Here is a 23,148-nt window from a genome sequence, read left to right as displayed (position 1 = left end):
CCCCGCCTGTCGGCACACATCGGTAACCGGTTTCCCCGGAACGGAGGCTAGCAGCGGGGAGCGGTCGGAACGCCGTGTTCGTCAGCCCAGCGTCTTCGCGATCGCCGAGATCGCCTCCGGTCCCACCCGGCAGCACCCCCCGATCAGCCGGGCGCCGGCCGCCCGCCATCCCTCCACCTGCTCGGTGGTGAACGTCGACCGCCCGGTCCAGGCCCGCGCCGACGCGTCCCAGACCTCCCCGCTGTTCGGGTACACGACGACCGGCTTGCCGGTGACCCGGACGGCCGTCTCGATCGCCCCGTCCACGTCGTCGGGCGAGCAGCAGTTCACGCCCACCGCGACGACCTCCTCGGCGTCGGCGGCCAGGGCGAAGGCCTCCTCCAGCGGCTGCCCGGCACGGGTGCGGTCGCCGGCGACGGTGTACGACAGATAGGCGGGCACGTCCAGACCGCGGATCGCCCGCAGCAGTGCCTCGGCCTCGTCGGTGTCCGGGATCGTCTCCAGCGCCAGCACGTCGGGGAAGGTGGCGGCCAGCGCCTCCAGGCGGGGCCGGTGGAACCGTTCCAACTCGGCCACGCTCAGCCCGTACCGGCCCCGGTACTCGGAGCCGTCCGCGAGCATGGCCCCGTACGGGCCGACCGAGGCCGCCACCAACAGGGGGCGCGTGATGCCCTTCGCCTTGGCCTCTATCGCCGCGTCCACGGCCAACTCGACACTCAGGCACATGAGTTCGGCCGCCCGCTCACGCCGGATCCGGCGCCTGGCGAAGCCCTCGAAGGTGGCCTGGTAGCTGGCGGTGATCGCCACGTTCGCGCCCGCCTCGAAGTAGGCGAGATGCGCCGCGGTGATCGCCTCCGGCCGCTCCGCGAGCAGCCGCGCCGACCACAGCTCGTCGCTCAGGTCGTGCCCGGTCGACTCCAGCTGGTTGGACATGCCGCCGTCGAGGACGAGGACATCGGCGGCGAGGGCCGCGGCGAAGGGGCCGACGGGGGGACCGGGGATGCCGGGGAACGTGCCGGGCGTGTTGCTGGTCATGCCGACGACGGTAGTCGAGCCGCGGAGGCGGCCCCCGATTGTGTCCAGTACATGAACAGATTGACCACCATGTGGAACGCGGCGATACGATCACGCCTTCCCCGTCCCCTCCCACTCCAGCACCCGGGAACCGCCATGACCACCCCCAGCACCCCCGAGGCCACCGAGCCCGAGCCGACCCCGGCCCCGGCAGCCGAGACGGCCCCGGCGACGAGCGCGGCCGCCCCGGACCGCAAGTTCGGCCTCGCCGCGGCCACCGCCCTCGTCATGGGCAACATCATCGGCGGCGGCATCTTCACCCTCCCCGCCGCCGTCGCCCCGTACGGCACGGTCAGCCTGCTCGCCTTCGTCATCCTCTCCGTGGCCGCCGTGCTGCTGGCCCTGCTCTTCGGCCGGCTGGCCAAGCGCAGTCCGGTCACCGGCGGCCTGTACGTCTACCCGCGCGACGCCTTCGGCCCCTTCGCGGGCTTCCTCTCGGCCTGGTCGTACTGGACGATGTGCTGGGTCAGCATCGCCGCGCTCGCCGTCGGCGTCGTCGGCTATGTCGACGTACTGATACCGCTGGGCGACAGCAAGGTCGTCCTGGCGCTGGTGGCCCTGGCCGCCCTGTGGCTGCCGGCCGCCGCGAACTTCGCGGGCACCCGCTATGTCGGTGCCGTGCAGATGGTCTCCACGGTCCTGAAGTTCGTCCCGCTGCTGCTCGTCGCCACCATCGGACTGTTCTTCATCGACATCGACAACTACGGCCCCTTCAACGCCTCCGGCGAGAGCACCCCCGGCGCGATCGCCGCCGCTGCCGCGCTCCTCCTCTACAGCTTCCTGGGCGTCGAGTCCGCCGCCGTCAGCGCCGGCGAGGTCCAGGATCCGGAGCGCACCGTGGGCCGGGCCAGCGTCCTCGGCACGCTCGCCTCCGCGCTGGTCTACATCCTCGGCACGGTCGCCGTCTTCGGCCTGGTCCCGCACGAGGAACTGGTCGAGTCCGGGGCGCCGTTCGCCGACGCGGTCAACTCGATGGCCGGGGGCAGCTGGGGCGGCACGGTGATCGCGCTGGTCGCGGTCGCCTCCATCGTCGGCTGCCTCAACGGCTGGGTGCTGCTCAGCGCCCAGATGCCGTACGCCGCCGCCCGCGACGGGCTGTTCCCGAAGCCGTTCGCCCGCGTCGGCAAGGGCGGCGTCCCCGGGTTCGGCGTCCTCGCCACGGCGGTCCTCGGCACGCTCCTCATCGTCGTGAACTACGCCGACGACCCGGACACCGCCTTCCGCGTGCTGGTCCTCATCACCACGTTCACCGGCTGCGTCCCGTATCTGCTCTCCGCCGCCGCCCAGCTCTACTGGCTGGCCCGGGGCACCCGCGAACGCGTCCGCCCGGCCGGCCTCGTCCGCGACCTGATCGTCGCCGCCCTCTCCTTCGCGTTCTCCTTCTGGCTGATCGCGGGCGCGGGCTACGCGGCCGTCTACCAGGGCGTCCTGTTCCTCTTCGCCGGCATCCCGGTGTACGTGTGGCTGCGCGGCCGGCAGGAGAAGCCGACCGAGACCCAGGCCACCGCGTAGGCGCACCCCCGGTATCCCATGAGACGGGCGGGCGGCCGCTGACCCCCGTACAGCGACCGCCCGCCCGGGCTCTTTCTCATTCCTCGATATGCCGGTCTCAGCCGGTGGCCGCGTGTCGTCCGCCCCGGCGTCGGTTGTTCCTGCGGCGCCGGCTCACCGGTACCAGCAGCCCGGACAGCATGGCGAGGGCGAGTGCGTACGGCCACCAGCCGAACCCGCTGTCGGCGGAGGCGCTCGCGTTCTGCGTACGGGTGTCCTGGGCGTCGGTGTCGGAACCGGAGCCGGCGGCGGCCTTGACGGCCGGTGACGGGCTCGCCTTCGCCGTGGTCAGGACGACGTCGTTGCCGTCGCCGCCCTTGTAGCTGATCCTGTACGTGCTGTCGGCGAGCTTCACCTTGGCGCCCTCGCGCAGCCCGGTGAACGTACCGGCGTTCTTGCCCTTGCCCTTGTGGTCGATCACGGTGATCTTCTCGCCGGGCCCGCCGACGGCGCCCAGGGCCGCGAAGTCCAGGTCACCGGCCAGCCTCACCGCCCCGCTCACCTTCAACGGCTTCTCCCACAGCACCAGTTCGCCCTGCTTGGTCTGGGTGTAGCCGCCGGTCACTGTGAGGCCTGCCACGACCGCGCCCGCGTTGGTCACCGAGCCCTTCACCGTGCCCTTGCCGGACAGCGACCTGGTCACCTTCAGTCCGGCGGTGCCCACGTCGAGCTTCGCCCCGGCGGTGGTGAGCCGAATGGTCTTGCTGCGGCTGAGGGTCGCTCCCGAGCGGAGCGCCAGCGTGCCCTTGGTGACGGTCGTCGTGCCGGTGTACGTCACCGCGCCGCCCGTCAGGGTCGTGGTGGCCGTGCCCGACTGTGTGAACGAGCCGCTGCCGCCGACGCGCGACAGCGTCACGGGCTTCGAGACGTTGCGGACGATCAGCGAACCGTTGTTGACCACCTTGTAGAGGTCGCCCTTGGTGTACAGCCCGCCGTCGCCGCCGGACCTGCCGCTGCCCAGCCGCAGCACCGCGCCCTTCTCGACCGTCGTCGAGCCGTTGTAGTACTGGACGGCCGCGAAGGTGACGTCGTTGCCCTTCGTCCCCTTGATGACGATGTCCCCGGCGCCGGGCGCGGAGAGGGTGTCGTGGAAAACACCACCGCCGATGGGGGCTCCGAGCGTCACCGGCCCGTTGTAGTCGAACGTGAGCAGTGAACGCGAACGTGCCGCCAGCAGATTGATGTAGACGGTCTCGGCGGTGCCCGGCATGAAGATCTTGTTCGTGGTGCCGTCGCCCCACTGGACGTTCGCGCCCTTGATGTTGGTGCCGCGCTTGTTGACGTTCTTGCGTGCGGGCGTCCAGTTCAGGGCGGGGTCGCTGAGCGAGGGGTTGGTGTCGCCGCCCTGGTTCGACCAGCTGTACTGGCCGGTGAGGATCACCTTGCTGCCGGGCCGCGACTGGACGTTGATGTCGCTGCCGTACTCGCGCTGGTAGAAGTCCATGCCCTGGGTGACGGTCTGGCCCAGCGGGGTGTCCACGGTCCAGGTGCCCTGGTTGAGGACCTTGCGCGCACTCGGCAGCGAGGTCGCGAACTCCGGGCGTCCGGCGTTCACCTGCGTGCCGTTGTCGATGACTCCGGTGAAGGGGTGGGTGCCCGAGAGGTCCCAGGTGGCCCAGAGGAACCTCGGCTGGGTGACCAGGCCGGAGCCGCTGATGGTGCCCAGGTTGTACTGGACGTCCTTCAGGGAGAGCCGCAGGGTGCCGTCGACCCGGATGTTGTCCTGGTTGAGCCGGAACGCCGGGGTGTTGTAAGGGAAGTGGCCGATCAGGCCGGTCCCGCCGCCGTTGCCGTACTGGAGGGTCGCGCCCTTCTCGACGGTCACGGCCGGTGGGTCCGGGTTGGTGACGGTGACGTACGGGTGGTTGCCGCCGAGCGTCTTCACGGTCTGCCGCTGCCGGGACTTCGGCAGGGTGAAGTCGCTGTCCTTGGTGAGGACCAGCGTTCCGGAGCCGCGCACGGTGAGCGTGCCCGTCCCGCTGAACACGCCGTCGTACCTGGTGGTTCCGGACGGCACGGTCACCACCGTGTCACCGGCGAGCGTGACGTTCCGCCCGGCCAGTACGTCGGCGGTCGCATCGCGGGGGCCGGCGGCGGTCGCGGTCGGGGCACCGAGCATGAGGGCGGTGACCGCCAGAGCTCCGGCTGCCGCTGCTGTCTTGTGGGTTTGGCTGCGCACGACATCGGAGACGGTCCGGGGCCCGCCTCGATAACAGAAATTTCGCTTGTAGTTCGTCTCGTCCGACCCGTTGACCTCCGCGTAACACACCCTTACCTTTCAGCCGTTCGGAATGACAGATCTTGTGCGAAATGTCGAACGATTCTGTTTTCTTTTGTGTCCCCCCACGTGCAGCAATCTGCAGAGAGGCAGACCGCATGAGCCGCGAGCACGACCTCCCCGAGCCCCCCAACCGAAGGCTGCTCCTGAAGGGCGCCCTGGCCGCGGGCGCCCTCACCGCCCTGCCCGCCACCGTCGCCCACGCGGCGAGCTCCCCGGCAGGGCCGGGCGCCGCCGCGCCGTACGTCAACCCGCTGGTCCGCAACCGTGCCGACCCGCACATCAACCGGCACACCGACGGCTTCTACTACTTCACGGCGACCGCGCCCGAGTACGACCGGATCATCCTGCGCAGATCCCGCACCCTGCGCGGGCTGTCGACGGCCGCCGAGTCCGTGATCTGGCGCAAGCACGAGACGGGCGTGATGGGCGCGCACATCTGGGCGCCGGAGATCCACCGCATCGACGGCAAGTGGTACATCTACTTCGCCTCCGCGCCCGCCGAGGACATCTGGGCGATCCGGATCTGGGTCCTGGAGAACTCCCACTCAAACCCGTTCAAGGGCACCTGGGTCGAGCGGGGGCAGCTGAAGACCGCCTGGGAGACGTTCTCCCTGGACGCCACCACCTTCACCCACCGGGGCTCCCGCTACCTCGCGTGGGCGCAGCACGAGCCCGGGATGAACAACAACACCGCGGTCTGGCTGTCCAGGATGGCCGACCCGCTGACCCTGACGGGCCCTCAGGTACGCCTCACCACCCCGGAGTTGGACTGGGAGGTCATCGGATTCAAGGTCAACGAGGGGCCGTCCGTCATCAAGCGCAACGGGCGTCTCTTCATGACGTACTCGGCGAGCGCGACCGACTTCAACTACTGCATGGGCCTGCTGACCATCGACGCGGACGCCGACCTCATGGACCCCGCGAACTGGTCCAAGTCCCCCACGCCGGTCTTCACCAGCAACGACACCACCAAGCAGTACGGGCCGGGCCACAACAGCTTCACCGTCGCCGAGGACGGCCGCACCGACGTCCTCGTCTACCACGCCCGCCAGTACAAGGACATCGTCGGCGACCCGCTCAACGACCCCAACCGGCACACCCGCATCCAGCGCCTCGGCTGGAAGCCCGACGGCACCCCCGACTTCGGCATCCCCGTGGCCGACACATCCACCCCGAACGCCCGGTAAGGACAGCTGAGATGAGACGTGCGTACGCGATGCTCCTCGCGCTCTGTCTGGCGCTGGCCGGCGCCCTCGTCACCGCCGGCCCCGCCCAGGCGGCGCCGCAGACGATTCCCAACGGCACGCAGTTCAAGGACACTTCGGGCAACGCCCTGCACGCCCACGGTGGCGGGGTCATCAAGGTCGGCTCGTACTACTACTGGTTCGGCGAGCACCGGAACTCCGACAACACCTTCCGGTACGTGTCGGCCTACCGCTCCACGGACCTGAAGACCTGGGAGTTCCGCAACAACGTCCTGACCGAGGCCACCGACCCGGAGCTGGCGACCGCCAACATCGAGCGGCCGAAGGTCATGTACAACGCGGCCACCGGCAAGTTCGTGATGTGGATGCACAAGGAGAACGGCGTCGACTACAGCGAGGCCCGTGCGGCCGTCGCCGTCTCCGACACCGTCGACGGGAACTACACCTGGCGGGGCAGCTTCCGTCCGCTCGGCCAGCACATGTCCCGTGACATCACCGTCTTCGTGGACACCGACGGCACCGGCTACATGATCTCGGCGGCCCGCGAGAACTACGACCTCCAGATCTACCGGCTCACCGCCGACTACACCGGCATCGCCGCCCTCGTCGCCGACCCCTGGCACGGCGGCCACCGCGAGGCCCCGGCCCTGTTCAAGCGGGGCGGCGTCTACTTCATGCTGACCTCGGGCGCGACCGGTTGGAACCCCAACCAGCAGCAGTACGCCACCGCCACCAACATCGCGGGCCCCTGGACGGCCATGGCGAACATCGGCGACTCGACGACCTTCGGCTCGCAGACCGCGTACGTCCTGCCCGTGCAGGGCACGTCGACCACCTCGTACCTGTACATGGGCGACCGCTGGGGCAACTCCTTCGGCGGCACGGTCAACGACTCCCGTTATGTCTGGCTGCCGCTGACCTTCCCGACCTCCACCACGATGTCCATGTCCTGGGCGCCGGAGGTCACGATCGACACCGCCACCGGCACGATCAGCGGTACCAGTGCCACCTACAACACGCTGATCGCCCGCCACTCCTCCAAGTGCGCCGATGTCACCAGCCAGTCGCAGTGGGCGGCCGCGCAGCTCAAGCAGTACACCTGCAACAGCGGAAACAACCAGAAGTACTGGTTCAAGTCCGTCGGCAGCGGCTACTACCAGCTGATGACCCGTCACAGCTCCCTGTGCGTCCAGGAGAACGCCAACACGGTCACCCAGGAGAACTGCGACTCCTCGGCGACGAGCCAGCAGTGGTCGGTCACGACCACCGGCTCCTACGTGAACATCAAGTCCCGGGCGACCGGCGAGTGCCTGGACGTGAACGGCGCGTCCACCGCCGACTCGGCCGCCGTCATCACGTACACGTGCAACGGAGGGACGAACCAGCAGTGGACGCGCGGGACATGACGAGTGTTCAGCCGAGCAGATCGATCGCGTCGATCGACGTCCCGGCACTCAGATAGGACGTCGACCCCGACCCGCTCACCACGTTGATCTTCAGCACGTTGTACTGGCTCGTGTCCGTCAGCCAGGCGGACGCCGGGACGCTGTAGGTGAACGTGTGGTTGTTGCCCCGGTAGGACCCGTTGGTCAGGGACCGGGTGTTCGGCTGGGTGGGCGGGGAGGGGATGGCCGACGTCCAGGTGTCGTTGACGACGACCTGCGGCCGGCCGTTGGCGTAGGCCGTCGTCACACCGATGCGCAGCGTGTGCGCGGCGGCGGCCTGCGCGGCGGTCAGCCGGAAGTAGACGAGGAGACCGCTGTTCACGTCCTTCCAGAGGTAGCAGGGGAAGGCGGAGGTCTCGGTGCCGCTGCCGATCACCACGTTGCCGGTCCAGGCGGCGGCCCGGGCGTCCGACGGATGCGCGTACGTCATCAGGTCGGCGTTCTTGAAGCCGCTCGGCGTGCCGTTCCAGTCGTTGATCCGCCAGATCGCGCTCGCGTTGGACGGGTCGTTCGACGACGGGATCGCGATCGAGTTCAGGGTCGTCGTACCGCCCGCCGTGACCGTCACCGAGGTCGTGTGGACCGCCAGTTCACCCTTGAAGACGGTGAGCGTGTACGTCCCCGGAAGAACCCCGGAGATGGCGAAGTAGCCGTCCGACGCCCGAGCCGAACCCCAGTACTGCGCCGCCGAGTTGGCGAGCCCCACGGTGTACGCGTACGACGTGTTCCGCCCGGTGATGCCGACACCCGCCACCCGGCCCCGGCCGCTCGCGGCGACGTACCCGGACAGGCCGAGCGAGTCCGCCCACGAGGTGGTCAGCGTGCCCGGGAACAGCGACGAGGAGGGGGCACCGCCGTCCGTGAAGGCGATGACGTACGGGCCCTGGAGGCCGAACCGCTGCTCCTCGGTCTGGTTCTGCCCGTAGTACAGGATCTCGTAGAGACCGCCGCCGTCCGCGCTCTGGTGGCGCAGCAGGGAACGGTAGAAGGGGCCGCCGGAGGCCTTCTCGTGGTTGCTGCGGACCATCCACAGGCCGACGCCGTTCGCCGACCAGCCGACGTAGTTGTAGTCCATGACCCGCAGTTTGGAGAAGTGCTTCGAGCGGGTCTGGCCGTCGGACTTCCTGAACACGTCCGAGGCCTCGATGGTGGTGGGCGCGTAGGTGTACGAGTCGGGCTCGTCGTTGAGGAACAGGCCCGCCTTCACGCGCACGATGTAGCGGGTCGCCGAGACCGAGGTGTCGGCCTTGTTGGTCCACAGGTAGATGTTGTTCTCGCCGCTGCGGGCCGCGTAGTAGTGCCTCAGCGTGCCGTAGGTGACGGAGACGAGGATCGTCGAGCCGGACTGCGTGATGGTGACCGTGGAGCTGCCGAGGCCGGACTCGATGTGCGAGTTCATGCCGCCGTAGCCCTGGTACTCCGTGCCCCGGTAGACGAGCGACGACAGGTCGCCGTTGCTCTTCCTGACCTTGAACACGAGGTTCGCGCCGGTGTCGATGACGTAGTGGGTGCCGTCGTCGGAGTAGCCGAAGGCCGCGGCGCGGGCGGTGCCGGCCAGCGGCCCGGCGAGCGCGGCGCCGGCGGCGGTGGCCGCCGCGCCGACGACGAAACCGCGACGGCCGAGGCCGGGTGCGGTCGGTCTGTCGATGGATTCGGACATGGGGGTCCTCCTCGAAGGTGTGGGGGGAGTGCGGGTGATTCGGAAGGGTGACAGTTGAATCGATTTCGCGAAAGGGCTTTCGTGGCAGGGAAGTTGGCAATCTTGTGAAAATGATCCGAGATCTAGAAAGCGCTTGCCAAACGATGTACCGTCCAGCCGCCGGGTCTTGTCATCCCTGTCGGAGGAGCCGCAATGAGACGTTTCACCGTCGCCGTGCTGACGGCCGCGACCCTGGGCACCGCCCTGTCGGCCGTACCGGCCCAGGCGCACCAGGGCCGGCCCGCGCTCGGCCTGGACAACTGCGCCGCGAACGCCTGCCACTTCGCCGTTCCCGCCGGCACGTACGACGTGACGGTCCGCCTCGGCGGTGAGAGCGCGGCGAGCACCAAGGTCACCGGCGAGGCGCGCCGCACGCTCCTCGCCGAGACGGCCACCGAGGCGGGCGAGCCCGTCTCCCGCAGCTTCACCGTCAACGTCCGCACCCCCGAGGGCGAGCCGACCGGCGCCGAGGGCACCCCCGGCCTGGACCTCGTCATCGGCGGCTCCGCACCCGCCCTCGCCGACATCCGCGTGACCCCGGCCAAGCGGGCCCGGCAGATCTTCCTCGTCGGCGACTCGACGGTCTGTGACCAGCCCGGCGACCCGTACTCCGGCTGGGGCCAGCAACTCCCGCAGTACCTCCGCAAGGGCGTCTCGGTCGCCAACTACGCCGACTCCGGCGAGAGCACGGTCTCCTACCTCGCCGACTCCCGGCTGTGGGCCACCGTCCAGCCGCAGATCCGGCGCGGCGACCTGGTCCTGATCCAGCTGGCCCACAACGACAAGCAGACCGACGAGGCCACCTACCGGGCCAACCTCGAAACGCTGGTCGCCGGCGTCCGCGAGAAGGGCGGGAAGCCGGTCCTGGTCACCCCGATCGTCCGCCGCTGGTTCAACGCGGACGGCACCCTGAACAACAACACGGCCCTGCTGGTCAACGGCCTCGGCGTCGACCACCCGGCGGTCACCCGCTCGGTCGCGGCCGCCCACGACGTACCCCTGATCGACCTCACCGCCAGGACGAAGGCGCTGGTCGAGTCCCTGGGCACCGAAGGTTCCAAGGCGCTCTACCTCTACAACGAGAAGCGCGACAACACCCACACCTCCGTGCACGGCGCGACCGTCTACGCCGACCTGGTCCGCGACGAACTCGTCGCCCAGGGGCTGGTGCCGGAGGGGAAGACCAGGGTGGGATGAGCCCCTGGGGCGCCTCGACCGGAACCGGGGCGCCCCAGGTCTGTGCGCGGGAGGGCTCGGGTGGTGGGGTTGCGTCGGCGGGTGCGGGTGCGGGTGCGGGTGCGTGGGGCTTCTCGCGCAGTTCCCCGCGCCCCTGAAGAGCAGGGGCTGCGCCCCGTGCTTTTCGGCCCGCAGCCCTGCCGATCCCAGGCCCGCAGGCCCGACGCCTTTCAGGCCCGCAGGGCCTGGTCTTTTAGGCCCGCAGGCCTGATCTTTTAGGGGCGCGGGGAACTGCGCGACCAGCCCCCACTCACCCGCAGCCGACGAACTCACCCAGCCCCCCGAACCTCCCACTCCAGAAAGCGCACCACATGCCCTCCCAGCCCCACGACGACCGCACCCTCAGCCCGTACACCGGCTACACCCGCGCCCACTGGGAGGCCGCCGCCGACTCGCTGCTGGCGGCCGTGGAGCCGTACGCGACCGCCGACGGCGCGCTGTACCACCTGCCGGGCGACCGCGCGAGCTGGTCGGGCCGGCTCTCGGACGGCCTGGAGGGATACGCCCGCACGCTGCTCCTCGCCGCCTTCCGTCGCGACGAGAAGGCCCTCGCGCGGTACGCGGACGGGCTCGCGGCCGGTGTCTCGGGCGTCTGGCCGCGCATCGAGGACCGCAGCCAGCCCCTGGTGGAGGCCGCGTCGATCGCCTTCGCGCTCCGCGTGACCCGGGAACTGCTCTGGGACCGCCTCGACGACTCCGTACGACAGCGGGCGGCGGCCTGGCTCGGCGACGCGCTCACCGCCGAACCCTGGCCCTGCAACTGGGAGTTGTTCCCGGTGACGGTCGGGGGCTTTCTGGAGGAGATCGGCCACGAACCCGAGCTGGCGCGCCGGGTGATCGACGAACGCCTCGACCGCATCGAGCAGTGGTACGTCGGCGACGGCTGGTACACCGACGGCGACGGCCGCAAGTTCGACTACTACAACGGCTGGGCGATGCACCTCTACCCGGTGCTGCACGCCTGGCTCGCCGACGACGAACGCCTCCTCGCCCTCTACGGCGACCGCCTGTCGGCCCATCTCGCCGACTACGCCCGCCTGTTCGGCGGCGACGGCGCCCCCCTGCACCAGGGCCGCTCCCTCACGTACCGCTTCGCCACCACGGCCCCGCTGTGGCTGGGCGCCCTCACCGGCCGTACGCCCCTGTCACCGGGCGAGACGAGGCGGCTGGCGTCGGGCGCGCTCAAGTACTTCCTCGACCGGGGCGCGGTCGACGACCGGGGCCTGCTCTCCCTGGGCTGGCACGGCCCCAACTTGGCTGTCCTACAAGGCTATTCGGGCCCCGCCTCCCCCTACTGGGCCAGCAAGGGCTTCCTCGGCCTGCTCCTGCCGCCGGACCACGAGGTGTGGACGGCGACGGAGGAGCCCGGGCCGGTGGAGCGGGACGACGAGGTGCGCCCGGTGGGCCCGCCCAACTGGCTGCTCCAGTCCACGAGTTCGGACGGCGTCGTCCGCCTCCACAACCACGGCAGCGAGGACGTCCGCTACGACCCCTTCTACACGCGGCTCGCCTACTCGACCGTGACGGAGCCCGTGCCCCTGGCGGAGCCCTCGGAGTCGTACGACAACAGCGTGATCGTCGACGCAGATCCGAGCCGGACGGACATCGAGCCGCTGGGGGTGGGGGCGGGCTGGGCGGCCTCCCGGCACACGGTCGGCGACGGCGGCGTCCGGGTCACGAGCCTGGTGGTTGCCCGGGGGGCGGTGGAGGTCCGGGTGCACCTGGTGGCGGGCGCGGCCCCCGGCACGCCGGTGCGGGTGACGGGCTGGGCGGAGGCGGAGGGCCTGGAGTGCGCACTCCACCCCGCGTACGGCCTGTCGGGCGCCGACGGACCGGGCCTGACCGGTGAGACGGCCGATGCGGACGCGACCCTCTTCGTGGCCCTCGCCCGCCTCACCGCCGACCCCGACCCCCGGCCCCTCCCGGAGCTGGTCTCCGTGGAGGTGCGGGGGACGTACGAGGTGTCCGTGACCTGGGCCCACGGTGAGCGGGCGCAGTTCGTGTTCACGGCGTCAGACGGGCGATCCTCAGCGTCTTCGTGGTCGGTGACGCCCCGTTGAGTGCGGACGTGTAGGACGGGGTGACGGGGACGTAGGCCCAGGTCAGCGTCCCGTCCTTCAGTACCGCGATATCACCGGAGATCCGGGCCCTGACGACCTTGTCGGCGCCCTGGAGCTTGCCGTTCCAGTCGACGAGGCGGAAGTGGGTGCCCGTGAAGGTGCCGGTGCAGGTGCCGCTCGCGCACTTGGCGTTCTTCAGGGACTCCCAGGAGACGAGGAGCCGGTTCTTGCCGTACGGGGCGACGCGCACGTTGACGTGTTCGGTGCCCTTGGCGGCGGTGAGGTAGACCGGCTTGCCCGAGGGGGTGTCGCGGTTCTTGAGGAACGCGATGGCGACCTGGTGGGTGCTGGTCCTCGGCTTGACCGTCCAGCCCCGTCCGCTGGAGTCGTCCGGGTTCTTCTTGGCGGAGGCGGCGCCGCGCGAGGCGAACGCGGTGGCGTAGCGGCCGGTGGAGGACTTCACGAGGTCGCCGGTGCGGCCCGCGAAGGTGCCACCGCAGTAACCGGCCCAGCACTGCTCGCGCTGGACGACGGGCGCGTTGTCCGGGGCGGCGATGCCGGTCGAGACGAAGAGCCCCGAACGCCAGTCGTCGAAGCAGAGCGAGGTGAAGTCGCCGCTGGTCTCGGCACGCAGGGCTATGCCCTCGTTGTGGGAGCAGCCCCAGCCCCAGCCGCCGCTGAGCTTCTTGCCCTTCGGGCCGACGTACGCGAGCTTGTCGCCGAAGTGGCCGTCCGCGAAGCCGCCGGCGCCGTGCACGACGAAGTAGGCGCCGTACTTCTTGCCGTTCCAGGCGAGCTGGCCGTCGAGCAGTGGGGCCGTGTCGTTCGAGGAGGTGCCGGTGAGCTTGGTCCGCCAGGTCTGCTTGCCGTTCTGGTAGCGGATCAGCGCGGCGGCCGTCTCCTTCCACTTGTTGGTGTCGGCGACCCGGGTCAGCAGCGCGAACCCGTCGTTGTGCGCGACCAGCCCCCCGACCTCCTTCGCCCCCTTGACGACCGTGTCGGCGCCCGAACGCTTCCCGGCCGCCGTCAGCGGGGTGACATGGATGCCGTCCGAGGCGGGCCAGGCCACCCGCAGCGTGCCGTTCGGCGCCACGGCCGTCGCCGTCCGCGTCCACTCCCGGCTGTTGTTGTAGCCCGCCGAGAGATAGGGGAACTTCGCCGACAGGCTCACGGTCGTGTCGGTGACGGTGAGGTCACCGGCCGCCGCGGTGGTCGTGGGCGCCGCCCCGGCCGTCGCGTACCAGGCGCCGGCCAGTACGGACGCCGCCACGAGCGAGCCGATGACGGGCTTGCGCGCGAGGTGGCGACGACGGTGTCCGGGCGGGGCGGGGGGCGTGGGTGTTGCGGATGTCATGTCCTGTGGTCGCCGCTGGAGGACGGAAGGTTGCCGCCGAGGCGGACATATGTGAGACGTCAAACGCCTTCCCGGGGCCAGTGGATGAGCGCCAGATGCAGTGCTTCGACGGCCTTGTCCCACGACCTCCGCACCTCACGCGGCGCACCGAAGCCACCCCCGGCCTCCAGGGCGCAGTAACCGTGGAACGTGCTGCGCAACAGCCTTACGGCGTCCGTGAGATCGGGTTCGTCGAGGCCGTACGCGCGGAGCATGCCGTAGGTGATCTCGGTGGTGCGGCGCAGGGCGGGGGAGTCGGTGACGAGGACCTGGTCCACGGGGATCTGTGTGGCCGCGTACCGGCCGGGGTGCTGGAGCGCGTACTCCCGATAGGCCCCGGCGAACGCGGCGAGCGCGTCCTTGCCGGCCCTCCCGGCCACGGCCGCCGCGATCCGGTCGATCATCTCGCCACCGGCGAGCAGTGCCATACGGCTGCGCAGGTCCTGGAGGTTCCTGACGTGCGAGTACAGGCTGGCGTCCTTGACCCCGAAATGGCGGGCCAGCGCGGAGAGCGAGACGTTCTCGAAACCGACCTCGTCGGCGAGATCGGCTGCGGCTGCGGTGATGCGGTCGGGCGTCAGACCGACTCGGGGCATGGAGTTCCTCTGGGCCGGGGGTGATCCTAGGGCCCCTAGGTTATTGCCTAGAGACCCATCCCGCCGCGGACACACGAAAAGACCGACGCGAGAAAAGGCCCGAGAGAAGAAAAGACCCGACAGAAGAAAAGGCCCGACACAAGAAAGAGGCGCGGACACAAGAAACGGCAAGGAGGACAACCACTCCTTGCCACTCTCAACGTATAGCGCACCGGGGGGCTTGCGGCAAGACCCCGCCCGTGCCGCAGAATCGCTGGCCGAAGCGAGAACTCGCGCACATGGGGGTTGTGATGATCGACGTGATCGTGGTCGGCGGCGGACCGACCGGCTTGATGCTGGCCGGGGAGTTGCGGCTGCACGGTGTGCACGTGGTCGTGCTGGAGAAGCTGACCGGGCCGACCGGGGAATCCCGTGGGCAGGGCCTGCATGCGCGCAGTGTCGAGATGATGGATCAGCGCGGACTGCTGGACCGGTTCTCCGCGGTCAGTGAGAGGTTCCAGGTCGGCGGTCTCTTCGGCGGCGTCATGAAACCGTGGCCGGACAGTCTGGACACGGCTCACGCGTACGGTCTCGCCGTCCCGCAGCCGGTCACCGAGCGGCTGCTCGACGAGCGTGCCGTCGAACTCGGCGTGGAGATCCGGCGCGGCTGTGAAGTGGTCGGGCTGAGCCAGGACGAGGACGGCGTGAGCGTCGAGTCGGCGGACGGCACACGGCTGCGCTCACGCTACGTCGTCGGGTGCGACGGCGGCCGCAGCGCGGTGCGCAAGCTGCTCGGCGTCGGTTTCCCCGGCGAGCCCGCCACGGTCGAAACCCTGCTGGGTGAAATGGAGGTGACCGAGGAGCCGGCGACGATCGCCGCCGTCGTCGAGGAAGTCCGCAAGACCCAACTGCGGTTCGGTGTCGTCCCCGGTGAGGGCGGGGTGTACCGCGTCGGCGTGCCCGCCGACGGGGTGGCCGAGGACCGTGCGACCGCGCCGACCCTCGACGAGTTCAGGCAGCAGCTGCGGGCGTTCGCGGGCACCGACTTCGGCGTGCACTCGCCGCGCTGGCTCTCCCGGTTCGGCGACGCCACCCGGCAGGCCGAGCGCTACCGGGTCGGCCGGGTGCTGCTGGCCGGCGACGCCGCGCACATCCATCCGCCGACCGGCGGGCAGGGGCTCAACCTCGGTGTGCAGGACGCGTTCAACCTCGGCTGGAAGCTGGCCGCCGAGGTCAACGGCTGGGCGCCGGAAGGGTTGTTGGACAGTTACCACGCCGAACGGCACCCGGTGGGCGCCAGTGTCCTGAACAACACCCGCGCACAGATCACCCTGTTGGGGACGGATCCGGGTGTGGTCGCGTTGCGGGAGCTGTTCTCGAAGCTGATGGACTTCGAGGAGGTGAACCGGTACGTGACCGGGATGATCACCGCGGTCGGGATCCGCTACGACTTCGGTGAGGGCCACGAACTGCTCGGCCGACGGCTGCGGGACGTCAAGCTGAAGCAGGGGCGCCTCTACGAGCTGATGCACGGCGGCCGCGGCCTGCTGCTCGACCAGACCGGCCGGCTCTCGGTGGAGGGCTGGGCCGACCGTGTCGACCACGTTGTCGACACCAGTGAGGAACTGGACGTGCCCGCGGCGCTGCTGCGGCCGGACGGCCATGTGGCGTGGGTCGGTGAGGACCAGCGGGAACTGCTCGGCCGGTTGCCCGAGTGGTTCGGCGCCGCCGCCGGTTGAGCGCGCGACCAGGCCGGCCCCACCCCGGGAACTCAACCAGTCCGGAGTGGGGCCGAGGTGAATCAGCGAGTCGCTGTGGGGCCCGTGCTCAGCCGATCGGCGCGTACAGCACACCCAGCTTGTCGATCTCGTCGCCCGCGCGGCCCGTGAAGCCGACGATCTGCCAGCCGCTGGGGGCGGTGAAGGTCTTCGTGGCCGAGGTGGCGGTGCCGGCGGAGAGGGTGCGGCCCTTGTCCGTGCCGAAAGAGGCGGAGAAGATCCGTGTGTGGGAGTCCTTCTGACCCTGTGTCAGCTTCACCGAGGTGAGGTGCTCGTCCGCGGCCAGCGTGAGGGAGGTCGCCGTACCGCCCGTGCCGCCGTGCGTCAGCGTCGTACCGCCGTCGTGCGTGAGCGAGACCGCGTCGAGGCGGGAGGCGCCGCGCAGGGTCAGGGTGCGGGGCGAGACCGTCGCCGGGAGGTCGTCCGCGTCGTTGAAGGTCGTGCCGTGCGGGCCGCCGTGGAAGTCGCTGGCCCGGAGCTTCGAATTCACGGTCCAGGAGAAGTCGACGGCGTGCGGGAAGTGGTCGGAGAGGTGGGCGCCCGCCGAGTCGAGGAACTTGGCCCAGTCGTTGTTGTAGCGGGTGGCGGTCAGGTCCACGACGTTGCTGTCGCGGTAGAGGACCTTGTCCACGACCTCGCAGTCGTTCGTCGGCGCGGGGGCGGGGCAGAGGACCGGGTCGCTGCCCTGAGCCGGAGCCGTGCCGCCCTTCACCAACTGCACCCACGGGTCCGTGAGGCCGTTCTCCGTGACGAGCGTGCGGATGTTGTCGCCCGCGCGCGTGTAACGGGTGTTGGTGTCACCCATGACGATCACCGCGTTGCCCGCCGAGTTCGCCTTGATGAACTCCGAGAGCTGCGTGACGTTGGCGCGGCGCGCGGCCAGGGCCGCGTCGTCCGAGTCGGCGTTGGTGTGCACGTTGTACAGGTCGACGAAGACGCCCTCGTCGAGCCGCACCCGGGCCAGCGAAAAACCCTTCGGTGTCAGGCAGTTGGTGCCGGTGCAGTTGTTCCACTTCACCCGCTGGAAGTCATCGAACGCGTAGTCCGACAGCGTGTTGAGGCCGTCGCCGAACGGCACGCCACCGCTGGTCGCCGTGCGGTGGGGGTGGTTGTCGCCCGCGTACAGCGCCGCGTGGTAGTTGAAGTCCTCCTGGACGTTGACGATGTCGTAGGCCCCGAGACGCGGTGAGATCAGCGGAGTGTTGGTCGCCGGTTTGCCGGAACTGAGCCCCTCCGGGAGACCGGCGACGTTGTACGTCAGCACGTTGAACGTGCCGCTGGTGGCGGCCGCCGCGGGCGTCGCGCCGGTGGTGGCGAGGCCGGTGACGGCCAGCGCGCCGGCGGCGAAGGTGCCGATCAGCCTTCTCATGGGACGTGTGCGGCTCATGGGGCTCTCCGGGGGGTGTGGGGAAGTTGAGCGGTGCTCAGGTTCAATGTCAACCAGTGTGACGTGCAAGGTCAGTTGGGGAAACAGTGAGGGACGTGGCGATCCGCCGTATCCAGGGCACCCGGTGGCCATCCCTTGATCGTTCGACGTTCATGTTTCGCCTCGATCCTCCACAGGCGGCGCGGTCGCGTCGCGGAAGGCAGCCGCCGAAGGCAGCGGCATCGGGAGGCGTTTCATGGGACACGGGCACGCGCACGGTCATCATCACCACGGACACGATCACGACCACGATCACGGGGATGTGGCGGCGGCAGCGCTCCCCGCGGCCTTCGACACCTCCGTGCCCGACGAGGCGCTGAGCCCCGAGCAGCAGTCGCGCCGTTCCCTGCTGCGCCGTGCCGGTCTGCTGGGCGCGGGCCTGACCGCCGCGAGCGTCCTGGGCCAGGCGGCGGCGACCGCCCCGGCGTACGCGGCCCCGAGCGGCCGTAAGCGCGGCGGCTTCCTGTGGCTGGCAGGCGACCACCACATCCACACCCAGTACAGCAGCGACGGCAAGTACCGCGTCGTCGACCAGGTCCGCCAGGGCGCCAAGCACGGCATGGACTGGCTGGTCATCACCGACCACGGCAGCACGACCCACGCCAAGATCGGCGTCGAGAAGGTCAACCCGGACATCAAGGCGGCCCGGGCCGCGTACGAGGACACGCTCGTCTTCCAGGGCCTGGAGTGGAACATCCCGGGGGCGGAGCACGGCACCGTCTTCGTCCACCCGGGCAAGAACGAGGTCTCCGTCCTCAAGCAGTTCGAGACTGACTACGACGGCAGCGTGAAGGGCGCCTCCGACTCCACGCCCGCCAACGAGGCCCTCGCGGTCGCGGGCCTCGCCTTCCTCGGCGACCAGGTCCGGCGGCGCAAGGTCAAGGACGCCCTGATGCTCGCCAACCACCCGGCGCGGCGCGGCGTCGACTCCCCGCACGAGATCCGCGGCTGGCGCGACGCGACCCCCACGCGTCAGATCGCCGTCGGCTTCGAGGGCGCGCCGGGCCACCAGGCGGCCGGCCTCCCCACGCCCCTCGGCATGGCTCGCGCCCGTGGCATCTACGACAACAACCCCAGCGCCAACTCCTTCCCCGGCTACCCGCTGGAGAGCTACCGCACCTGGGGCGGCTTCGACTGGATGACCGCCACCGTCGGCGGCCTGTGGGACAGCCTCCTCGCCGAGGGCAAGCCCTGGTGGATCACCGCCAACTCGGACTCCCACCAGGTGTACGCGGACACGGCGGTACGGGGCCCGGGCGGCGACTTCGCCACCGACGGCAGGTACCCGGACCCGGTCTACGGCGGCAAGATCGACATCACCCAGGGCGACTACTGGCCCGGCCAGTACAGCCGCACCCACGTGGGCGCCGACGGCTTCTCCTACGCCGCCGTGATGGACGGCATCCGCGCCGGCCGCGTCTGGGTCGACCACGGCCAGCTCCTCGGCGGCCTCGACGTCCGTGTCTCCGGCGGCAGCCGCTGGGCCACCCTGGGCGGCGCCCTGCATGTGAAGAAGGGCACCAAGGTCACTCTGACCGTCGACGTCGCCCTGGCCGGTGGCCCCAACTGGGCCGGATTCGAGCCGAAGTTGGCCCGTGTGGACGTCATCCAGGGCGATGTGACGGGCACGCCCGCCGACAAGGACACCTTCACCGCGCCGACCGCCAAGGTCGTCAAGTCCTACGAGGTGAACAAGTCCACCGGCACGGTCCGGCTCACCTACGAACTCGGCAAGGTCGACCGGCCGCTCTACGTCCGGCTGCGCGGCAGCGACGGCAACCGCTCGGCCGTCGGTGCGATGGGCGCGGCGGTCGACCCGGCGGGCCCCGCCATCGACGTCGTCGGTGACGCCGACCCGTGGCGCGACCTGTGGTTCTACTCCAACCCGGTGTGGGTCCTGCCCTCGTGAGCGCGACCGCGACCGCGACGATGGGTGCCCTCACCGTGGACGCGGGGGTCAGGGACCTGCGCGCCGCCGATCACCTGCTTCACACGCTGGCCGCCGAACTCGCCCTCCCCGAGGGCACGTTCGGCTGCACGCACCTCCTGCGCGGGGACCGGCCACGGGTCGCCCTGTCCCTCGCGGTGCCGTCCGAGCCGCTCCTGAGCACCGTCCAGGAGCGGCTGGCGGCCCGCGGCCACGAGGTGGCGCCCGGCATACCGGACGCCATGGGCCGCGCCGTGATCTATCCCGGCGCCGCGGCCCTGACCGGCACGCTGACGATCGCGGACGTGTTCACCCGCTCCGCGATCGCCCGCGTCACCGTCCTGGGATCGGCCGGCCAACCGACCCCGGACACACGGCTGATGACGCGGGATCACGTACGCCCGCACTGGCACGACGGTGAACTCGTCCTCACCGCCATGCCCGCCGTCGGCGGCACCCTCGTCCCCTTCGAGGTCCCGGAGCCGACACCCTGCTGCGCGGACCACTGAAAGCGCGCCCGCGCCCCGCTCCGGGGGCGCGGGGCGCGTGAAGGTCGCCGTACGGGTGAGGGCGGCCGGGCCTCGGGCCCGGCCGCCCTCACCGGGCCACTGCCGCTCAGCCCGTCTCGGAGAACACGAACGAGAACTCCGTCGGCCCGGCGAGCAGGTGGTACTGAGGCAGGGCGCCCGGTCCGCAGGACTGGGACCCGATGCCCATCTGGCCGTGGTCGAGGTTGACCCACACCGTGTCACCGGCCTGGAGGTCCGTCAGATGCTCGGCGGCGTCCAGCTGTTCGGTCGTCCAACGGCGGGCCGTGAACCAGAACTCCGGGTCGCCGTCGATGCGCAGGCCGCCCAGCTCCGCCCAGCGGACGTCGGGCCGGGCACCGTTCTCCTGGGGGCGGACGTACGGGGTCTGGAGCTCGTCGACCGTGGCGTGCCAACGGCCCAGCATGGACGCCGACTTGGTGTCGGGGTAGCCCTCGCCGGGGCCACCGCCGTACCACCTCACCGCGTCCGCGGACGACAGCCCGAAGCGGATGCCGAGCCTCGGCAGTGGAACGGTCCAGTCGCCCTCCGGGTCCACCGACACGGTCAGCTTCAGCCGCGTCCCGTCGGAGGTCCACCGGTATGTCGTGCGCAGGCCGATCTCCCAGGCGGCCGGCGCCACCCGGGTCCGTACGGTCAGCGCGTCCGCGCCCAGCTCGACGTCGTCCAGCCGGTGCTGCATCCGATGGAAGCCGAACTTGCGCCACAGCAGGCCGTACCGCAGGTCGGGCTGCCAGGGCGCCCCGCTGTCGTTGTCGGTCGGCGCCCGCCACACGTCCAGGCGCAGCCCGGTCACGTCGAGGCCGCCGATGGTCTTCAGCGCGCCGGTGCGGGCGTCGAAGGAGGCCGGGCCCAGGTAGATCAGCCTCTCGCTCGCCGAAGGACCGTCACCCGGCACCACGGTCGGCAACGGCCGCTCAGCGAACGGCAGTTGGGCCCACGCCACCTGGTGGTCCTTCTTGCCCCAGGCCGTGTCCTCGGCCAGCAGCGCCCGTACGGTCCACAGCGCCTCGCCCGCCGGTCCGCCGGACGGCGGCTGCGGCAGCTTCACCTCGGCCGACTCGCCGGGCCGCAGAGAAGGCACGGAGAGGGTGCCCGCCTCCACCGTCTCCCCGTCGACCTGGTACGACCACTCGAAGGCCAGCGAGGAGAGGTCCGCGAAGTCGAACGCGTTCCGCACCCGGACCGTTCCGGCCGACCCGTCGCCCTCGATGCGGACCGGCTCGATGACCTTCTTGAACTCGGTCAGGCCGGGGGAGGGCGTGCGGTCCGGGAAGACCAGGCCGTCGCAGACGAAGTTGCCGTCGTGCAGTTCCTCCCCGAAGTCGCCGCCGTAGGCGAAGCCCAGCTCCGGGTGCTTGACGCCGTGGTCGATCCACTCCCAGATGAAGCCGCCCTGGAGGCGTTCGTGCGCCTCGAAGACGCGCTGGTAGTCGGCGAGGCCGCCGGGGCCGTTGCCCATGGCGTGGCCGTACTCGCACTGGATGAAGGGGAGCCCGCGGCGCTTGTGGGTGCCACCGTCCAGGCCCTGGCCGATGCGCTCGACCTCGGCGTGGTCGGCGTACATCCGGGAGTAGATGTCGGTGTCGCGGCAGTCCCAGTCGCCCTCGTAGTGCACGAGGCGTGAGCTGTCGCGGCCGTGGATCCACTCGGCCATGGCGGTGAGGCCGCGGCCGGTGCCGGCCTCGTTGCCGAGGGACCAGATGACCACCGAGGGGTGGTTCTTGTCGCGCTCGACCATACGGGCCGCGCGGTCCAGGAGGGCCGGGGTCCAGCGGTCGTCGTCGACGGGGTTGTCCCGCCAGTTCTGCTCGGTGAAGCCGTGGGTCTCCAGGTCGCACTCGTCGATCACCCAGAGGCCGTACTCGTCGCACAGGTCGAGGAAGGCCGGGTGCGGCGGGTAGTGGGAGGTGCGCACGGCGTTGATGTTGTGCCGCTTCATCAGCAGCACGTCCTCGCGCATGGTCTCCAGGTCGAGGGCGCGGCCCTTCGTGGGGTGCCACTCGTGCCGGTTGACGCCCTTGAAGAGGATCGCGTGGCCGTTGACCTTGAGCAGGCCGTCCTCCAGGACGACCGTACGGAAACCGATCCGCAGCGGGATCCGCTCGCCCTCGGTGACCAGCTCACCGTCGTACAGCCGAGGGGTCTCCGCGGTCCACGGCTCCACCGGGACCGTCACCGGCTCACCGGTCTCGACATCGATGTCCAGGGCGGGCACGAGGACCCGGCCGTCGACGTCGGAGTCGACGCGCAGGGTCCCGACGCCGCCGACATGGTCGTACGAGGCGTGCACGAAGAAGTCGAGGGCGCTGCCCGCCGGGCGGTGCAGCAGGGTGACGTCCCGGAAGATGCCGGGCAGCCACCACTGGTCCTGGTCCTCCAGGTAGGAGCCCGCCGACCACTGGTGCACCCGGACGGCGAGCACGTTGCCGGCGGGCTTGAGCAGGTGCCCGACCGCGAACTCGTGCGGCAGCCGGGAACCCTTGAACTCACCGATGTCCGTGCCGTTCAGCCACACCCGGGCGCAGGACTCCACGCCGTCGAAGCGCAGCACCGCCCCGCCCTCGGAGTGAGCGGGCCACCCCTCCGGCAGGTCGAAGTACCGCAGATGGTCGCCGGTCGGGTTCTCCGTCGGCACCCTCGGCGGGTCCACCGGGAAGGGGTACAGGTGGTTGGTGTAGATCGGCGCCCCGAAGGCCCCGTCACCCTGCAGCACCCAGTGGCCCGGGACGGCCACCTCGGCCCAGCCCCCGGCGTCGTACCCCTCCGCCGCGAAGGACTCGTCCTCGGCGTCGGCGGTGGGGGACAGCCGGAAACTCCAGCTGCCGTTAAGGGAGAGGCACTTGGCGTCGGACGACGCGTACCAGGCGCGGGGCGGAAGGGCCCCGCTGCCCGGTGACACGTCCTCGACATACTCGACGGAAGATGTGGTGGTGCGGAAAGACATCGG

15 protein-coding genes are annotated in these 23,148 nt (G+C 70.4%); 8 read left to right on the top strand and 7 right to left on the bottom strand.

What is annotated here, in order from left to right; translation table 11 throughout:
- Positions 1–81: 81 nt before the first annotated feature.
- Entirely contained in the window at positions 82–1,035 is a 954-nt protein-coding gene (gene mmuM, locus JIX56_RS09260; protein WP_257538468.1) for a homocysteine S-methyltransferase, read from the bottom strand.
- A gap of 135 nt (positions 1,036–1,170) precedes the next feature.
- On the opposite strand from mmuM, the gene JIX56_RS09255 reads away from it, so the two are divergent.
- The gene (locus JIX56_RS09255; RefSeq protein WP_257538455.1) at positions 1,171–2,586 is read left to right on the top strand and encodes an amino acid permease; all 1,416 of its coding nucleotides are present in this window, start codon (positions 1,171–1,173) and stop codon (positions 2,584–2,586) included.
- Positions 2,587–2,683: 97 nt separating this feature from the next.
- On the opposite strand, the gene JIX56_RS09250 is transcribed toward JIX56_RS09255, so the two are convergent.
- Positions 2,684–4,804 carry an autotransporter gene (locus tag JIX56_RS09250; RefSeq protein ID WP_257538454.1) on the bottom strand — a complete coding sequence of 707 codons (2,121 nt, stop codon included), beginning with the start codon at positions 4,802–4,804 and terminating at the stop codon, positions 2,684–2,686.
- Between the two features lie 197 nt (positions 4,805–5,001).
- On the opposite strand from JIX56_RS09250, the gene JIX56_RS09245 reads away from it, so the two are divergent.
- Together JIX56_RS09245 and JIX56_RS09240 are read left to right on the top strand one after the other, a co-directional pair.
- Positions 5,002–6,093 (top strand): glycoside hydrolase family 43 protein, encoded by a 1,092-nt coding sequence (locus JIX56_RS09245; RefSeq protein ID WP_257538452.1) that lies wholly within the window; start codon positions 5,002–5,004, stop codon positions 6,091–6,093.
- 11 nt (positions 6,094–6,104) lie between these two features.
- A complete protein-coding gene (locus tag JIX56_RS09240; protein ID WP_257538450.1) occupies positions 6,105–7,517 on the top strand; it encodes an RICIN domain-containing protein in 1,413 nt (470 codons plus the stop codon).
- Between the two features lie 7 nt (positions 7,518–7,524).
- Here JIX56_RS09240 and JIX56_RS09235 read toward each other — a convergent pair whose 3' ends face one another.
- The gene (locus tag JIX56_RS09235) at positions 7,525–9,216 is read right to left on the bottom strand and encodes a rhamnogalacturonan lyase B N-terminal domain-containing protein (RefSeq protein ID WP_257538448.1); all 1,692 of its coding nucleotides are present in this window, start codon (positions 9,214–9,216) and stop codon (positions 7,525–7,527) included.
- Between the two features lie 192 nt (positions 9,217–9,408).
- Here JIX56_RS09235 and JIX56_RS09230 point away from each other — a divergent pair, with 192 nt between their 5' ends.
- Entirely contained in the window at positions 9,409–10,452 is a 1,044-nt protein-coding gene (locus JIX56_RS09230) for a rhamnogalacturonan acetylesterase (protein WP_257538446.1), read from the top strand.
- 350 nt (positions 10,453–10,802) lie between these two features.
- Entirely contained in the window at positions 10,803–12,551 is a 1,749-nt protein-coding gene (locus tag JIX56_RS09225; protein ID WP_257538444.1) for a DUF2264 domain-containing protein, read from the top strand.
- On the opposite strand, the gene JIX56_RS09220 is transcribed toward JIX56_RS09225, so the two are convergent.
- Together JIX56_RS09220 and JIX56_RS09215 are read right to left on the bottom strand one after the other, a co-directional pair.
- Positions 12,496–13,905 carry a hypothetical protein gene (locus JIX56_RS09220; protein WP_257538442.1) on the bottom strand — a complete coding sequence of 470 codons (1,410 nt, stop codon included), beginning with the start codon at positions 13,903–13,905 and terminating at the stop codon, positions 12,496–12,498. The two genes, JIX56_RS09225 and JIX56_RS09220, sit on opposite strands and share 56 nt — an antisense overlap.
- A gap of 59 nt (positions 13,906–13,964) precedes the next feature.
- Positions 13,965–14,540, bottom strand: coding sequence for a TetR/AcrR family transcriptional regulator (locus JIX56_RS09215; protein ID WP_257538440.1), 576 nt, complete (start codon positions 14,538–14,540; stop codon positions 13,965–13,967).
- Positions 14,541–14,830: 290 nt separating this feature from the next.
- Here JIX56_RS09215 and rox point away from each other — a divergent pair, with 290 nt between their 5' ends.
- Positions 14,831–16,258 carry a rifampin monooxygenase gene (rox, locus tag JIX56_RS09210; RefSeq protein WP_257538430.1) on the top strand — a complete coding sequence of 476 codons (1,428 nt, stop codon included), beginning with the start codon at positions 14,831–14,833 and terminating at the stop codon, positions 16,256–16,258.
- An 88-nt stretch (positions 16,259–16,346) separates the two neighbouring features.
- Here the strand turns inward: rox and JIX56_RS09205 are convergent, their stop codons facing one another.
- Positions 16,347–17,666, bottom strand: coding sequence for a jacalin-like lectin (locus tag JIX56_RS09205; RefSeq protein WP_257550789.1), 1,320 nt, complete (start codon positions 17,664–17,666; stop codon positions 16,347–16,349).
- 253 nt (positions 17,667–17,919) lie between these two features.
- Here JIX56_RS09205 and JIX56_RS09200 point away from each other — a divergent pair, with 253 nt between their 5' ends.
- Positions 17,920–19,632 (top strand): PHP domain-containing protein, encoded by a 1,713-nt coding sequence (locus JIX56_RS09200; RefSeq protein ID WP_257538420.1) that lies wholly within the window; start codon positions 17,920–17,922, stop codon positions 19,630–19,632.
- Between the two features lie 20 nt (positions 19,633–19,652).
- On the top strand, positions 19,653–20,159 hold the full coding sequence (locus tag JIX56_RS09195) for a hypothetical protein (protein WP_257550788.1): 507 nt from the start codon (positions 19,653–19,655) through the stop codon (positions 20,157–20,159).
- Between the two features lie 106 nt (positions 20,160–20,265).
- Here the strand turns inward: JIX56_RS09195 and JIX56_RS09190 are convergent, their stop codons facing one another.
- Positions 20,266–23,145, bottom strand: a complete 2,880-nt coding sequence (locus JIX56_RS09190) for a glycoside hydrolase family 2 TIM barrel-domain containing protein (protein ID WP_257538418.1) — start codon at positions 23,143–23,145, stop codon at positions 20,266–20,268.
- Positions 23,146–23,148: the final 3 nt, after the last annotated feature.

The organism is Streptomyces sp. CA-210063 (genome assembly GCF_024612015.1).
GTDB lineage: Bacteria > Actinomycetota > Actinomycetes > Streptomycetales > Streptomycetaceae > Streptomyces.
This window is presented reverse-complemented; position numbering and strand designations above follow the sequence as displayed.